Source organism: Mesorhizobium sp. WSM4814 (assembly GCF_055811595.1).
In genome coordinates this window covers 1-14,083 of the sequence record NZ_JBVVQT010000035.1, presented here as the reverse complement: position 1 = coordinate 14,083, position 14,083 = coordinate 1, and the positions used below count along the sequence as shown (strand labels likewise).

At 62.2% G+C, this 14,083-nt stretch carries 11 protein-coding genes; 7 read left to right on the top strand and 4 right to left on the bottom strand.

What is annotated here, in order from left to right:
* The first annotated feature begins 5 nt into the window (after positions 1 to 5).
* The 3 genes from AC0L2V_RS30185 to AC0L2V_RS30175 all read left to right on the top strand — a co-directional run bounded on the left by AC0L2V_RS30185 (position 6) and on the right by AC0L2V_RS30175 (position 3,067).
* Positions 6 to 362, top strand: a complete 357-nt coding sequence (locus AC0L2V_RS30185) for a cupin domain-containing protein (protein ID WP_473521972.1) — start codon at positions 6 to 8, stop codon at positions 360 to 362.
* A gap of 167 nt (positions 363 to 529) precedes the next feature.
* Positions 530 to 1,573 (top strand): tartrate dehydrogenase, encoded by a 1,044-nt coding sequence (locus AC0L2V_RS30180; RefSeq protein WP_128168248.1) that lies wholly within the window; start codon positions 530 to 532, stop codon positions 1,571 to 1,573.
* A gap of 18 nt (positions 1,574 to 1,591) precedes the next feature.
* The gene (locus AC0L2V_RS30175; protein ID WP_473521971.1) at positions 1,592 to 3,067 is read left to right on the top strand and encodes an NAD-dependent succinate-semialdehyde dehydrogenase; all 1,476 of its coding nucleotides are present in this window, start codon (positions 1,592 to 1,594) and stop codon (positions 3,065 to 3,067) included.
* Between the two features lie 567 nt (positions 3,068 to 3,634).
* Here the strand turns inward: AC0L2V_RS30175 and AC0L2V_RS30170 are convergent.
* Entirely contained in the window at positions 3,635 to 4,324 is a 690-nt protein-coding gene (locus AC0L2V_RS30170) for a haloacid dehalogenase type II (RefSeq protein WP_473521970.1), read from the bottom strand.
* Positions 4,325 to 4,645: 321 nt separating this feature from the next.
* Between AC0L2V_RS30170 and AC0L2V_RS30165 the strand changes: the two genes are divergently transcribed.
* Entirely contained in the window at positions 4,646 to 5,488 is an 843-nt protein-coding gene (locus AC0L2V_RS30165) for a GNAT family N-acetyltransferase (RefSeq protein WP_473521989.1), read from the top strand.
* 30 nt (positions 5,489 to 5,518) lie between these two features.
* Complete coding sequence (locus AC0L2V_RS30160) at positions 5,519 to 6,895, top strand: aminotransferase class III-fold pyridoxal phosphate-dependent enzyme (protein ID WP_473521969.1); 1,377 nt, start codon at positions 5,519 to 5,521, stop codon at positions 6,893 to 6,895.
* 40 nt (positions 6,896 to 6,935) lie between these two features.
* Here AC0L2V_RS30160 and AC0L2V_RS30155 read toward each other — a convergent pair whose 3' ends face one another.
* The 3 genes from AC0L2V_RS30155 to AC0L2V_RS30145 all read right to left on the bottom strand — a co-directional run bounded on the left by AC0L2V_RS30155 (position 6,936) and on the right by AC0L2V_RS30145 (position 9,901).
* Positions 6,936 to 7,412 (bottom strand): Lrp/AsnC family transcriptional regulator, encoded by a 477-nt coding sequence (locus tag AC0L2V_RS30155; RefSeq protein ID WP_023798454.1) that lies wholly within the window; start codon positions 7,410 to 7,412, stop codon positions 6,936 to 6,938.
* A gap of 10 nt (positions 7,413 to 7,422) precedes the next feature.
* Positions 7,423 to 8,496, bottom strand: a complete 1,074-nt coding sequence (locus AC0L2V_RS30150) for a tartrate dehydrogenase (protein WP_473521968.1) — start codon at positions 8,494 to 8,496, stop codon at positions 7,423 to 7,425.
* 79 nt (positions 8,497 to 8,575) lie between these two features.
* Complete coding sequence (locus tag AC0L2V_RS30145) at positions 8,576 to 9,901, bottom strand: NAD(P)/FAD-dependent oxidoreductase (RefSeq protein WP_473521967.1); 1,326 nt, start codon at positions 9,899 to 9,901, stop codon at positions 8,576 to 8,578.
* A 655-nt stretch (positions 9,902 to 10,556) separates the two neighbouring features.
* Between AC0L2V_RS30145 and AC0L2V_RS30140 the strand changes: the two genes are divergently transcribed.
* Together AC0L2V_RS30140 and AC0L2V_RS30135 are read left to right on the top strand one after the other, a co-directional pair.
* The gene (locus tag AC0L2V_RS30140; RefSeq protein WP_473521966.1) at positions 10,557 to 12,221 is read left to right on the top strand and encodes an ABC transporter ATP-binding protein; all 1,665 of its coding nucleotides are present in this window, start codon (positions 10,557 to 10,559) and stop codon (positions 12,219 to 12,221) included.
* Positions 12,222 to 12,259: 38 nt separating this feature from the next.
* A complete protein-coding gene (locus AC0L2V_RS30135; protein ID WP_091593970.1) occupies positions 12,260 to 13,930 on the top strand; it encodes a peptide ABC transporter substrate-binding protein in 1,671 nt (556 codons plus the stop codon).
* Positions 13,931 to 14,083 lie beyond the last annotated feature (153 nt).

Genomic DNA, 14,083 nt, shown 5'->3' with positions numbered 1-14,083 from the left:
CCCACATGTCACTGCTGACCACGATCGACACAAATCCCGCCTTCACGCCGAAGGAGGCATTGCCGCTGCCTGAGCGGCTCATTTCCGGCACTCCATCCTTCAAGAGCTGGGCGCAGGATGCCTCGAAAGGTGAGAAGGTTCTGACCGGTGTCTGGGAGGCGACCCCCGGTGAGACGCATTCGATCAAGGGCACCACCTACGAGTTCTGCCACATCATTTCAGGTGTGATCGAAATCGAGGAGAAGGGCGGCGAGACCAAGACCTATCGCGCCGGCGACAGTTTCGTGATGAAGCCCGGTTTCGTGGGTGTCTGGCGCACGATCGAGACCGTGCGCAAGATCTACGTCTGCGTTTACGACTGAGTCCAGTGCTCAAGGTACGGCCGAGTAGAGCGCGCGGCGGTTCCAGAACAATCGACTATCCAAGTTCGGCCCGACGCGATTCGACGCTGTCGGGCCGCTCATTCTCGACGAAAAATGCGGCGCGCGGTCTGCTATGGTTCCGCTAGTGCGAATGAGGACCTAGATCGATGAAGACCTATGACATTGCGCTCATCCCCGGCGACGGCATCGGCAAGGACGTGACCGGGGCGGCATGGCAGGTGATGCAGGCCGCAGCCAAACGGGGCGGTTTCGCCCTTGATGGCACACGCTTCCCATGGTCGTGCGCCTACTACCTGGAAACCGGCGCAATGATGCCGCCAGACGGCATCGAGACACTCCGAAAATTCGATGCGATCTATCTCGGCGCTGTAGGCTGGCCCGCGGAAGTACCCGACTCAGTATCGCTTCACGGACTGCTGCTGCCGATCCGGAAAGGGTTCACGCAGTACGCCAACATACGGCCGCACAGGCTGTTGCCGGGCGTTCAGGGGCCCCTCCGCTCCGATGGTTTCGACATCCTGTGCATTCGCGAGAATACGGAAGGCGAATATTCCGGCGCCGGCGGGCGCGTGCATTCCGGCACGGCCAATGAGGTCGCGATTGAGACGTCAATCTTCACGCGTGCCGGTGTCGAACGGATCATGCGTTTCGGTTTCGAACAGGCGCGGGCGCGCGGCAAGAAGCTCGCATCCGTGACCAAATCCAACGCCCAAAAGCATTCCATGGTTTTCTGGGATGAGGTCACGCGTGAGGTGGCGAAGGACTATGCCGATGTCGAGGTCTCGCACTACCACATCGACGCCATTGCCGCCCGCATGGTGCTGGCGCCGGAAAGCCTCGACGTGATCGTCGCCTCGAACCTGTTTGGCGACATCCTCACGGATATTGGAGCGGCCATTCAGGGCGGGCTGGGTTACGCCGCCTCCGCCAATATCAATCCCGATCGCAGTGCGCCTTCCATGTTCGAACCGGTCCACGGTTCGGCGCCCGACATCGCGCATCTCGGTGTCGCCAATCCGATCGCCGCGATCTGGTCGGGTGCGATGATGCTCGAGCATCTGGGCGAGGGGCATGCTGCGGCAGAAGTGATGTCGGCAATCGAGTCCATAACCGCGCGGGGCATTGGCACGATCGCAGGCAAGGACCGGACTGAAACAATCACGCAAGCCGTGCTTGCGGCGTTGAGCTGAAAGGGCAGAGGAAAGACCATGAATGCGATAACGAAGATTGGCACGTTTGACGATGCGGACCTGTTCCGCCAGCAGGCGTTGATTGGCGGTGTGTGGCGGGAAGCGGATACAAAGGCCGCCGTCGAGGTCACCAACCCTGCCACCCTGGCCGTTCTTGGCAGCGTTCCCGATATGGGCGGCGACGACACCCGGGCCGCGATCGGTGCTGCGGCCGAGGCATTCAAAAGCTGGAAGAAGACGACCCATGCCGAGCGTGCGAGATTGCTGGAGCGCTGGCACGACCTCATTCGCCAGCACGAACAGGATTTGGCGCTTCTGCTGACGCTGGAGCAGGGCAAGCCGCTTGCCGAGGCGTCGGCGGAAATCCGCTACGGCGCATCCTTTGTAAAATGGTTTGCGGAGGAGGCGCGCCGCATCGGTGGCTCGACCATTCCGTCACCCACCGCCGATCGCCGCATTCTGGTTCTTAGGGAAGCAGTCGGCGTCTGTGCCATCATCACACCGTGGAATTTCCCCAACGCGATGATCACGCGCAAAGTAGCACCGGCGCTGGCCGCCGGCTGCACGGTGGTGATCAAGCCGTCGGAATTTACGCCGTTTTCGGCGCTCGCGCTCGGTGTCCTGGCGGAGCGGGCGGGCATCCCGGCAGGCGTTATCAACATCGTGACCGGCATGCCGGGCGAGATCGGCAAAGAGCTGATGGCCAACGAAACGGTGCGCAAGATCTCGTTCACCGGTTCGACCCGCGTCGGCGCGCTGCTCATGCGTGGCGCGGCCGACAGCATCAAGCGGCTGAGCCTGGAGCTTGGCGGCAACGCGCCCTTTATCGTCTTTGACGACGCCGATCTGGATAACGCAGTTGAAGGTGTGATCGTATCCAAGTTCCGTAATGGCGGTCAAACCTGCGTTTGCGCGAACCGGATTCTCGTGCAGGAAGGCGTTTACAACGCTTTCGCCGAAAAGCTGAGCCAGCGCGTCACGCGGATGAAGGTTGGCGCGGGGACCGACGAGGGCACTGAGATTGGCCCGATGATCAACGCGGCCGCGATCGACAAGATCGAGCGTCACATCGCGGATGCGAAGCAGAAAGGTGCCCAGATCCTCGCCCAAAGCGAGGCAGTGCCCGACGGCAGGCAATATGCACGGCCCGTCGTCCTGGGGGAGGCTACCACCGAGATGCTCCTGGCATCGGAAGAGACCTTCGGACCGGTGGCGCCGCTTTTTCGCTTCGAGACGGAGGAAGACGCCATCACGATCGCAAACGCTACGCCGTTCGGCCTTGCCGCTTACTTCTACACCGACGACCTCAAACGGTCATGGCGTGTCGCCGAGGCGCTGGAGTTCGGCATGGTCGGGCTCAATACCGGCCTGATCTCGACCGAGGTTGCGCCTTTCGGCGGTGTCAAGCAGTCAGGCGTGGGGCGGGAAGGATCGCAGCTCGGCATCGACGAATATCTCGAGGTCAAGACGCTTCATGTTGGCGGGCTTAATTAGAGGCCTTTCGGAGTCGCAACTGCGAACTAAAGTGCGTCGCGTTTGACCGGCCTCATGCGGCGCGCTTTAGGTTGTTGTTTATGCTGTCGCTATCGCAAAACCGCTGCACACCCTCGGTCAGGCCCAGGGTCAGGCCTGAGGGCATCCCTTAGCGCGACATGCATTGGAACACAGTCCCCTTTTCAGCGGCCGATTTTCAGTGGCAATCGCAAACCTCCGGGATTAGCCGAAGCATCCCTCCACTTCGGTCGGGTAGAGGCGATGGGCGACCATCGCCTCTACCTCGACCGAAGTTGGGGCGGCTTATGCCAATCGCCAGCGTTGGAGATTTGGCTGCCCGACCGTCAGGCAGCGAAGGTCCACCGCCGTATGGATGTCAGGGTCTACGCTGCGCCGCTCGCTCCTTGCTCCGCCCTGGGACGACGAGCGAGGGGTGGTTCGGTCAATCCCAGGCTCCGAGGGCATGCTTTTGTGCGACATGCATCAGCAATGAGAAAGGGGCGGTCGAAACCGCCCCTTTCTCATTTCGATACTTCGAATGCCGCGATGGCCGGAGGCCCGCCGGCCTCAAGCAACTTCCCGAACGGGCTCCAGGCCGACGGCGGCGGCCAGCCCGCCGATATCCTTGATCTCGGTATATTCGTAGAAGGGGTTCGCGGGCTCGTGGCCGCGGTTCACCCAGACCTTGCTCTTGATGCCGAGATCGTAGGCGGTCATCAAATCGTAGCGGAAGGAGGACGAGACATGAGTGATGTCCTCGGGGCCGCAGCCGAGCTTGTCGAGCATGTATTCAAAGCCCTTCATCAGCGGCTTATAGGCGCCAACCTCTTCGGCGGTGATGACGGTGTGAAAGGGCGCGCCGAGCTTTTCCACATTCGACATGATCAGGCTGTTCATGGAGTTGGACAGGATCACCAGTGGGATTTCCTTGGCCACTCTGGACAGGCCAGCCGGGACGTCGGGGTGCGGACCCCAGGTCGGCACTTCGTCATAGATGCGTTGGGCGTCTTCGGGTTTGAACTGGATACCGATGCGCTTGCAGCTGCGTTCGATGGAATTCTGCACCACCTCGAGGAAGGGTTTCCATGGCCCCAGCACCTCGTCAAGGCGATAGCCTCTAAAAGCCTCCACGAAGCTGGCCATTGCCTCCGGGGAGAGGCGCTCGCCGTAGCCGCGCCGAGCCGCGCCGGCCATATCGAAATTGGTGAGCGTACCGTAGCAGTCGAAGGTGATGTATTTCGGTCTGAACGTCGACATGGCGACAATCCTCCTATTTTTTCTCGGCACAGCGTGCCTGTACCACAATCACCATAGTCGGAGATCTGGAAGACTAACGGCCGCATTCGCGGCGACCTGAAGCAGATCGTTTCGTATTGCATCGCCGGTTTGGCAGAGAGTTGCGCCAGGTGTCCTTTCGAGCTTTGGCAGCGGCGCGGCCTGTCGGCCTTGCTCCGGCAGAAGATGCGGCACGAGCGGCGAAGGATAGTGAAAACGCGTCGCGCTTGGCTGCCGGTCGGAAGGAACTGCTGTCTTTGCTGGTCTACCGTCAGCACTGAAGACGAAGGCTGGAAATTCATCATGACCACACGACAGATCATCCTTGAAGAGATGACACCGGGGCACCTGGAAGGTGCTGTCGAGTTGTCTCGCCAAGTCAATTGGCCGCATCGCCGCGAGGATTGGGAACTGGCCCAGCCGGTCAGCCGGGGGATCGTCGCCCTGGAAGAAGAACGCGTGGTGGCGACCATCATGATGACCCCCTACGGCGACGATGCCGCCGCCATCAACATGGTGATCGTCGATGCGGCGATGCGCGGCCGCGGACTCGGCCGAAAGATGATGGAAGAGGCGCTTGCCAAGGCGGGTGAGCGCACCTGTTGCCTGACGGCGACACGGGAAGGCCTGCCGCTCTATGAGAAGCTGGGCTTCGTCACGACTGGCGAGATCGTGCAGCATCAGGGCGAGGCGTTGGCAGTTTCGGCGCCGGCCCGTGTATCCTGGGCAGAGAGCGGCGATCTTGCCCGCCTCGAGGTGCTGGATCGCGAGGCATTTGGCCATGACCGTTCGGCGCTGATGAAGCGGCTTTTCGAGCGCGCGAAGCTCGCTGTCATTCGCGATGACGGCGATATCCAGGCCTTTTCCGCCATCCGGCCATTCGGCCGGGGGCTGGTCATCGGGCCGGCGGTGGCGAGGAACGGTGCCGAGGCCAAAGCACTGATCGACTTTCTGCTCGCCCATCATCAGGGCAAGTTCGTCCGTGTCGATACCGACGTCTCAACGGATCTTGCTGAATGGCTCACCGGGCGCGGGCTCGCGCACGTCGGCGGTGGGATCACGATGCGACGCTCCATGGCCACGCACAGGGAAAGCAAGCCGGCGCATCATCGCACATATGCGTTGGTCAGTCAGGCACTCGGTTAAATCAGGCACTCGGTTGAATCGGAGGAAGAAATGCTGGCAAATTCACTGATCGAACTCGATCGCGCACATCTGGTTCACCCGTTTTCATGCTATCGGAGCCACGAGGAGACGGGCGTGCGGGTGCTCAAATCCGCCAAGGGCGCAACGGTGACCGATGCAAGCGGGAAAACCCTGCTGGACGGATTCGCCGGTCTATGGTGTGTAAACCTCGGCTACGGCCAGGAAAGTATCGTTGAAGCAGCCGCAAAGCAGCTGAGAGAGCTTCCCTATGCCACGGGATATTTCGGGCTGGGGTCCGAGCCTGCCATTCGCCTTGCTGCCAGGCTTGCCGAACTGGCGCCCGGCGATTTGAACCATGTCTATTTCACGCTTGGCGGCTCCGACGCAATCGACAGCACGATCCGCTTCATTCGCTATTACTACCATGCCAAGGGCACGCCGCAGAAGGACCAGTTCATCTCGGTCGAGCATGGCTACCATGGCTCCTCGACGGCTGGATCAGGCCTGACCGCGATTCCGGCTTTCCATGCGGGTTTCGGCGTGCCTTACGACTGGCAGCACAAGATTCCCTCGCACTACGCCTATCGCAATCCGGTCGGTTCGGACCCGCAGGCGATCATCGATGCATCGGTCGCGGCCCTGCGCGCCAAAATCGCGGAACTCGGCGCGGGCCGCGTTGCGGCCTTCTACGCCGAACCCATCCAGGGTTCGGGCGGTGTCCTCGTTCCACCGACAGGTTGGCTGAAGGCTCTGCACGCCGTGTGCAAGGAACACGATATCCTGTTCGTTGTCGACGAGGTCATCACTGCCTTTGGCCGCACCGGCCCCCTCTTCGCCTGTGAGGAAGACGAGGTCGTGCCGGATCTCATGACCACGGCGAAGGGACTGACCTCGGGCTACGTGCCGATGGGCGCCGTCTTCATCTCGGACCGCGTGTACAATACGATCGCAGACGGGGCCGGCAAAGCGCCTGTCGGCCATGGCTATACCTATTCGGCCCATCCCGTGAGCGCGGCGGTCGGGCTCGAATGCCTGCGTCTCTACGAAGACAGCTTGCTCGAGAACGGGCGCAAGGCCGGCAAGCGCCTGATGGACGGCCTTCGCTCGCTCGCCGACCACCCGCTGGTTGGCGACATTCGCGGCCGCGGCATGCTGGCAGCAATCGAGTTGGTCACCGACAAGGAGCACAAGACGCCACTGCCGGCGGCGGCCGATCCGGGGCGCCGCATCTTCGAGCGGGCGTGGGCGAACGGCCTTGTCCTCCGCGCCTTCAACAGCGGCATTCTCGGCTTTGCGCCGCCGCTCTGCTGCACCGACGACGATATTGATGGAATCCTCGAACGCACCCGGATGACCCTGGATCAAACCCTCGAGGACGAGGACGTCCGGTCGGCGATGAAGGGATGATCGTCCAGACTGCCGCCGCATGCGCGGTGCAGCCTCTTCCTCATCTGTCGAATATGGCGTCGAGCGGCAGGTGAGATTTCACGATCGGTGACTTCAGCACGACGAAGCTGAAATATTTGTCGATTCCGATATCCAGTTCGATCATGCGCTCCATGATCGTCTGGTACTCGCTGATGCCCGCTGTGACAAACTTCACAAGGTAGTCGTAACCGCCTGATACCAGATGGCATTCGATGACAGAATCGACCTTCTGGATTGCGGTGAGAAATCTCGCGAAATCGTTCTGTTGATGGTGCTTGAGCGTGACTTCGGTGAAGATCGTCAGAGTCTGCCCGAGCTTGGACACATCGATCTGGGCGGAATAGCCGGTGATGAAGCCTTCCGTTTGAAGCTTCTTCACCCGCATCAGGCAAGGGCTCGGTGAAAGGTTCACCAGGTCGGCGAGCTCGACATTCGTGACCCGCCCGTTCTTCTGCAGTTGGGATAAGATCTTGATGTCGATCTTGTCGAGCTTCATTGGAAACCTGTCAAACGTTGGAACCGCGGATCGTCCGGCAGACGGCGTCCGTCACCTCCTGCGTGGTCGCTGTCCCTCCCACGTCCGGCGTCAGCACGCCCTCACGCGTCACCGATTCCACAGCGTTCATCAACCGGACGGCCGCTGCGCTCTCGCCCAGATGTTCGAGCATCTGGGCAGCGGTCCAGAAGGTGGCGACCGGGTTGGCAATACCCTTGCCGGCGATGTCGAATGCCGAGCCGTGAATTGGCTCGAACATCGAGGGATAGCGCCGCTCGGGATCAATGTTGGCGGTCGGTGCAACGCCGAGGCTGCCCGCGAGCGCGCCCGCAAGGTCCGACAATATATCGGCGTGGAGATTGGTGGCGACGATCGTATCGAGGCTCCGCGGTTTCAACGTCATACGCACTGTCATAGCATCGACCAACATCTTGTCCCAGGAGACGTCCGGAAATTCCGGCGCGACCTCGGCTGCGATTTCGTCCCACATTACCATGCCGTGACGCTGCGCGTTGGATTTTGTAACAACTGTCAGGAGCTTTCGCGGCCGTGACTGCGCCAGCCGGAATGCATAGCGCATGATGCGGGTGACGCCGACGCGCGTGAAGATCGCGACCTCGGTTCCGACCTCCTCGGGGAGGCCGCGATGGGCTCGGCCGCCGTGGCCCGAATACTCGCCCTCGGAATTCTCCCGCACGATCACCCAGTCCAGATCGCCAGGGCCAACGCCGGCCAGCGGCGAAACAATGCCGGGCAATATCCTGGTTGGCCGCACGTTCGCGTATTGATCAAAGCCTTGGCAGATCGGCAGCCGGAGCCCCCAGAGCGTGATGTCGTCGGGCACATCGGGCGCGCCTACCGCGCCAAAGAAGATGGCGTCGAAGCGCTTCAGTTGCGCCACCCCGTCTTCGGGCATCATCCGACCATGGACCTTGTAGTAGTCTGAGCCCCAGTCGAAGTGCTGGACGCGCAGATTGAAGTCGCCGCAGCGCTGCTGCAGCGCCTCAAGCGCCTGGAGACCGGCAGCAATGACCTCTGGGCCGATGCCGTCGGCAGGAATGGCGGCAATCTCATATTCGCGCATCGTCACTTTCCCTTCAGTGCTGGCCGCCTCGCGGCCTCGATCTCGTGTGCGACCTGATGCAGCTTGGCAAACGGTCTTCTCAGAATTCAGCGACCTTGCCCCACGCAGCTGTCTTCAGACGCTCCGGCCGATAGGGACGCGGATCGACGATCGGCTCGCTGCCGGTGATGATATCGGCGATCATATGTCCAGCGCCGGGGCCGATCCCGAAGCCGTGGCCGCTAAATCCCGCGGCGAGAAGAAAGCCCGGAATCCCCTCCACTTCACCAATTGCCGGGACGCCATCGGGCGTGCTGTCAACATAGCCCGCCCAAGCATGAGAAATCGCGACGCGCTGGAACTCGGGCAGCAATTCGCAGGCTCTTTGATAGGTCAGGCGAATCTGCCTCATGTCAGGTTTGGGGTCGAGAATCCGATTCCGTTCCATTGGAGTCACGTCGTCAAGTACCCATTTCCCAAGGCTTTCATGTCCTTGACGCCAGCCCTCGAACGCTCCCGGGGCCAGACTGCGCCAGCGGCGGGCGAACATGGGCACGAACTCGCGGCTGAACCTGAGCTGCTGCGGCGTTGGATCGACTCGCGCCCGCCCGCTGATCGCCAGCGCGTATCCGCCGTTGCTGCGCCGCGTCAGCGAGACGCGCGCGGTATGCAGGGCATCCGGCAGGCCTTCTGCGCCCGGCGCTACGGCTAGAATGGACTGACGCACGGCAGCTTGCGGGAAACGGATACCAAGCTGGTTGCAGAAGGAAGAAGCCCACGCGCCTCCGGCCATGACCACGGTCGTTGTCCGGATGGTTCCGGCTTCTGTAACGACGCCGCTGACCCGGCCGGCGCTCAGTTCCAGCCCGCGCGCCGCGCAATTCTGATGCACGGTGCCGCCGGCCGCCATGATGCCGCGCGCGGCAACCGGCACCGCCTTCGATGGATCCGCCGTTCCGTCACTTGGCGAGAACACGCCGCCTTTCCATTTGCGGCCGGTCGCCTTGCCGCGTTCGGTGGCTTCTTCTGCGCTCAGCACATGCGTCGTGACGCCAACCGTCCTTGCGAAATCGCGCCACTTTGCCCAGCCTGCCAACTCGTTTTCGTCCTGCGAGAGATAGAGCAGGCCGCAGCGGCGGAAGCCGGTGTCCTCGCCGGTCTCCTGCGCCACTTTCTCCCAGAGATCGAGGCTCCTGGTTGCCATCGGCAACTCGCGCGCGTCGCGGTTCTGCTGCCGGCACCAGCCCCAATTGCGGCTGGACTGTTCGGCGGCAACGCGCCCCTTCTCCAGCAGGGCAACGCTGACGCCCCGTCGCGCCAGATAATAGGCCGTGAACACGCCTACAACGCCGCCGCCGATGACGACGACGTCCGCCTCGCGAGGCAGGGATGGGCTGGACTCGATGTGAATGAGCGGCGCGGGCATGGATGGGACTCCGGCAAATTTGAAACATCCTAGCTTGCGGCCCGCAGAGGCAGGCTGCGGAGTTCATGCCTGGACGGAATTTCCTGCGGTTTGCAGCCCATGGAACAGGCAATTGTTGCCGAAATAGGAGTGCGCTTCATCCAGTCGCGTGATCTGCGGCATGGGCTTTTCGGGACGCGGCGCGCAGTGACGCAAGGCCTTTCGCGCACAAATTAGCGGACGAAGGACCTGGTTGTCTGATCCCGGTTTCTGCGCCGGAACGGGAGCAGAGTGAAATGCCGAACCTGACGTTCTTTTCAGAAGTTCCTGCCGCCCGAGGGCCTAATTTCGACGACTATGCGGAGACAGAACAGTCAAACTGGCTGAAAGAACGGAGCAACCCTTCCTTATAACGGGTAAGCTCCAGAGGACTTCCGATAGGCAGGGCTTACGCCTTCGGAGAGTTCTCCAACAAAAGGGAACAGTGTCCGGTCCACGGACCGAATTTCATCAAGGGAGCCGCCAGGATGAGCAGAATCCGTCTCTCACAGCCTCAGCGCTCGAAGCGCCGAGACGGCCAGACGACGGACGCTATGGTGAGGCGCTTCTGCTCAAAGCGCGATGATGCGGTCCGCAACAGCGTGGACCCGCTCGGTTCAAACGGGAGATGATCGCAATGGTCGCAACGATCCAGCCTGTAGCCCCCCACGATGTGGCGCTTTCGGTGCGCGACCTCACGGTGAATCTGCCGAAAGGCATGGAACGGACTTATGCCGTCGAGAACATCTCGTTTGATCTGAAACGCGGCCAGATCCTGTGCGTCATTGGCGAGTCCGGATCCGGCAAGTCGGTCACCGCCAACGCCATTATGGGGCTGCTGCCCAACGTGATCCGCGTCTCCTCGGGCGCCATCCACCTCGATGGGATGAACATCATAGGCATGTCGCAGGACAAGCTGCGCAGCCTGCGCGGCCGAGTGGTGTCGATGATCTTCCAGGACCCGCTGTCGGCGCTCAATCCGTTGATGACGGTGGGCGCGCAGATCGACGAGGTCATGGCGGCGCACGGCGTCGGCACTCCGAAATCGCGTCGCGGCCGCGCTGTCGGGCTGCTGACCGAGGTGGGACTGCCGGACCCGGAACTCATGTACCGCCAGTATCCTTTCCGCCTCTCCGGCGGGCAGCGGCAGCGGGTGATGATCGCCATGGCGCTGGCGCTCGAGCCGACGATCCTGATCGCGGATGAACCGACGACCGCGCTCGACGTGACCACCCAGGCGCAGATTCTGGAGCTGATCCGCGACATTCAGCGCCGCAAGGGAATGAGCGTCATGTTCATCACCCATGACTTCGGAGTGGTGGCCGAGATCGCAGACAGCGTCGTGGTGATGGAGAAGGGCCACATCGTCGAGCAGGGTAGTGCTCAACAGGTCCTGAAGTCGCCTGGCCATCCCTACACAAGGCGTCTTATCGCAGCCGTCCCGCACCTGACCGGTGAGGACCGCGTTCCTCTGGAGACGGCCGACAAAGCGCCGATCCTGAAGGTCGAAGGCCTGATGAAGACCTACCGTAGCGGCAGTTCCCTGTTCAGCGCACAGCGCGTCGTGCCCGCGGTCAACGAGGTCTCGTTCGATCTGGCGCCCGGGCGCACGCTGGGCGTTGTCGGCGAAAGCGGTTCCGGCAAATCGTCGCTTGGTCGGCTTTTGATCAAGCTGCTGGACAGCGACGGCGGCGGGATTCTGTTCGAGGGCCGCGACATAGCCAAGCTTTCCGAAGCCGAATTCCGCCCGCTGCGGCCGCGGGTCCAGATGATCTTCCAGGATCCGTTCGCCTCGCTCAACCCGCGCTCGACGATCGGCCACATCCTGACCGTTGGCCCAGTCGCGCACGGCACGCCCTATGCCCGGGCGCGTGAAGAGGCGAAAGCGCTCCTGGCCCATGTCGGCCTCGATGCCGGCGCCTTTGATCGCTTTCCACATGAATTTTCCGGTGGGCAGCGCCAGCGCATCGGCATCGCTCGGGCACTGATGTTCAAGCCGAAGCTGCTGATCGCCGATGAGGCGGTGTCGGCGCTGGACGTGTCGATCCAGGCCCAGATCCTGCAGCTGCTCGACCAGATCCAGCGGGAGACCGGCGTGTCGATGATCTTCATCACCCACGACCTGCGCGTCGCCAGCCAGATCTGCGACGAAATCGCCGTGATGCAGAAGGGGCGGATCGTGGAACGCGGTCCTCCCTCGCAAATCTTCCTCGACCCGCAATCAGCCTACACACGTGAGCTGGTGGCGGCGATTCCTGGAGAGCAGCCGGGATCTACCCGTCCGGTTGCAGCAAATGGGTAAGAGCCACGGCGGATACCGCCAGAACAAGGGGAATTCCAATGACTGAACACGCAAACACCAAATCAAACTACTCGCGACGCGATGCACTACGATTGATGGCGATAGGCGGGGCGGCTGGCCTCATTGCGCCCAATCTGTTGGGCAAACCCGCCTTCGCCCAGAACCCGCCAGCGAACCCAACCGGCCGCGTCGTCGTCGGTCTCTCGCAGGAGCCCACCAAATTCAATCCGTTGATGCCGCATATCGAGGTCGACGACGCTGTGCATTTCTCGCTTTTCGATGCGCTCTTCCGCATGGATCCCAAAGGCATTCTTCAGCCCAATCTTGCGGTCGAACTGCCAAGCCAGAAAAACGGCGGCATTTCAGAGGACGGTCTGAAGTGGCACATCCGCCTGCGTGACGATGTCCGCTGGCACGACGGCAAGCCCTTCACGGCCGAGGATGTGAAATTCACTCTTGAGCTCATCACCAATCCGAAATTCCAGGCGTGGCGCACGGCCGGCCATTCGCTGGTGCGCGATATCAAGGTGGTCTCGCCGACCGAGCTGACCTGGCGGATGGAGGAGGCTTTCGCCCCCTATTTGTCGTTTCTCGCCGAAACCTTCATGGTTCCCAAGCACATACTCGAAAAGGAGGCCGACCCCAACGCCGCCGCCTTCAATCAGGCGCCTGTCGGCACTGGCGCATTCAAGTGGGCGCAGCGCGTTGCCGGCGATCATATCGAACTCGTCGCGAACGCGGATTATGCCGGGGAGGGCCCCTATTTGGAGCGGCTCGTCTTCAAATACATCCCCGACATGACGGTGCTCTACACCCAGTTCAAGAGCGGCGACATCGATCTTGTCGACCAGGCATATATAACCGCCGACCACTACGCGGAAGCCAGCACACTATCGGATCGCGTGGTCAAGCTGGAGCCTGGAGCATCGGTCGAGTCGATCTATCTCAATCTTGAGAAGCCGCAATTCAAGGACCCGGCGGTCCGCCAGGCGCTCTACGCGGCAATCGACAGGAAAGCGATCCTCGAAGCACTTTATTACGGGGTCCACAAACCCACCGAGACGTTCATGCCGCAGAATTCCTACTACTACAATCCGAACCTGCCGGCACAGGAGTTCAACCTCGAGCGCGCGGGCCAGATCCTCGACGAGGCCGGCTGGGTACCCGGAGCCGATGGAATACGGGCGAAGGACGGGGTGCGCCTGTCGTTCGCCAACTCCACCACCTCCGGCAACCATTTGCGGGAGCAGACGCAGCAGTTCCTGCAGCAGACATTCGCCGAGATCGGCGTCGAGATGACCATCTCGAACCTGCCCGCCGCTGTCATGTGGGGCGATTTCTGGCTCAAATCGCAGTTCGAGTCAGCCATCTCCGGTGTAACCAATGTCATCGCCGGCGACCCCGATGTTTCCAACCGCCTGCACAGCAAGGCGATCGTCGCCAAGGGCGGAAAGGGCTCGAACACCGGCCAATACTCCAACCCGGAGGTCGATGCGCTGCTCGACAAGGGCGCCCGCACCTTCGATCGGGAAGCGCGGCGCGCCATCTATCTGCGTGTGCAGGAAATCGTCCGTCAGGATCTGCCGTTCCTGCCTCTGTTTGCCTCCACCAACGTGTTCGGCCGCAAGCAGGGGCTGGAGGGTTTCGAGGCAAATTCCAACACCCGCGTCGCATCCTGGCATGCCGCCGGATGGCATTGGAAGGCCTGACATCCATACGCCGCCGCCCCCCCCCGCGGGCGGCGGGCCGCGGGGGGGGGCCGGGGGGTGGGGGGGGGGGGGGGGTGGGGGGGGGGGGGGGGGGGGGGGGGGGGGGGGGCGGGGGGGGGGGGGGGGGGGGGGGGGGGGGGGGGGGGGGGGGGG

Bases quoted from the DNA above. Each gene is read 5' to 3' on its own strand.
- AC0L2V_RS30185 (WP_473521972.1), top strand. From the start codon at position 6: ATGTCACTGCTGACCACGATCGACACAAATCCCGCCTTCACGCCGAAG.
- AC0L2V_RS30180 (WP_128168248.1), top strand. From the start codon at position 530: ATGAAGACCTATGACATTGCGCTCATCCCCGGCGACGGCATCGGCAAG.
- AC0L2V_RS30175 (WP_473521971.1), top strand. From the start codon at position 1,592: ATGAATGCGATAACGAAGATTGGCACGTTTGACGATGCGGACCTGTTC.
- AC0L2V_RS30170 (WP_473521970.1), bottom strand. From the start codon at position 4,324: ATGTCGACGTTCAGACCGAAATACATCACCTTCGACTGCTACGGTACG.
- AC0L2V_RS30165 (WP_473521989.1), top strand. From the start codon at position 4,646: ATGACCACACGACAGATCATCCTTGAAGAGATGACACCGGGGCACCTG.
- AC0L2V_RS30160 (WP_473521969.1), top strand. From the start codon at position 5,519: ATGCTGGCAAATTCACTGATCGAACTCGATCGCGCACATCTGGTTCAC.
- AC0L2V_RS30155 (WP_023798454.1), bottom strand. From the start codon at position 7,412: ATGAAGCTCGACAAGATCGACATCAAGATCTTATCCCAACTGCAGAAG.
- AC0L2V_RS30150 (WP_473521968.1), bottom strand. From the start codon at position 8,496: ATGCGCGAATATGAGATTGCCGCCATTCCTGCCGACGGCATCGGCCCA.
- AC0L2V_RS30145 (WP_473521967.1), bottom strand. From the start codon at position 9,901: ATGCCCGCGCCGCTCATTCACATCGAGTCCAGCCCATCCCTGCCTCGC.
- AC0L2V_RS30140 (WP_473521966.1), top strand. From the start codon at position 10,557: ATGGTCGCAACGATCCAGCCTGTAGCCCCCCACGATGTGGCGCTTTCG.
- AC0L2V_RS30135 (WP_091593970.1), top strand. From the start codon at position 12,260: ATGACTGAACACGCAAACACCAAATCAAACTACTCGCGACGCGATGCA.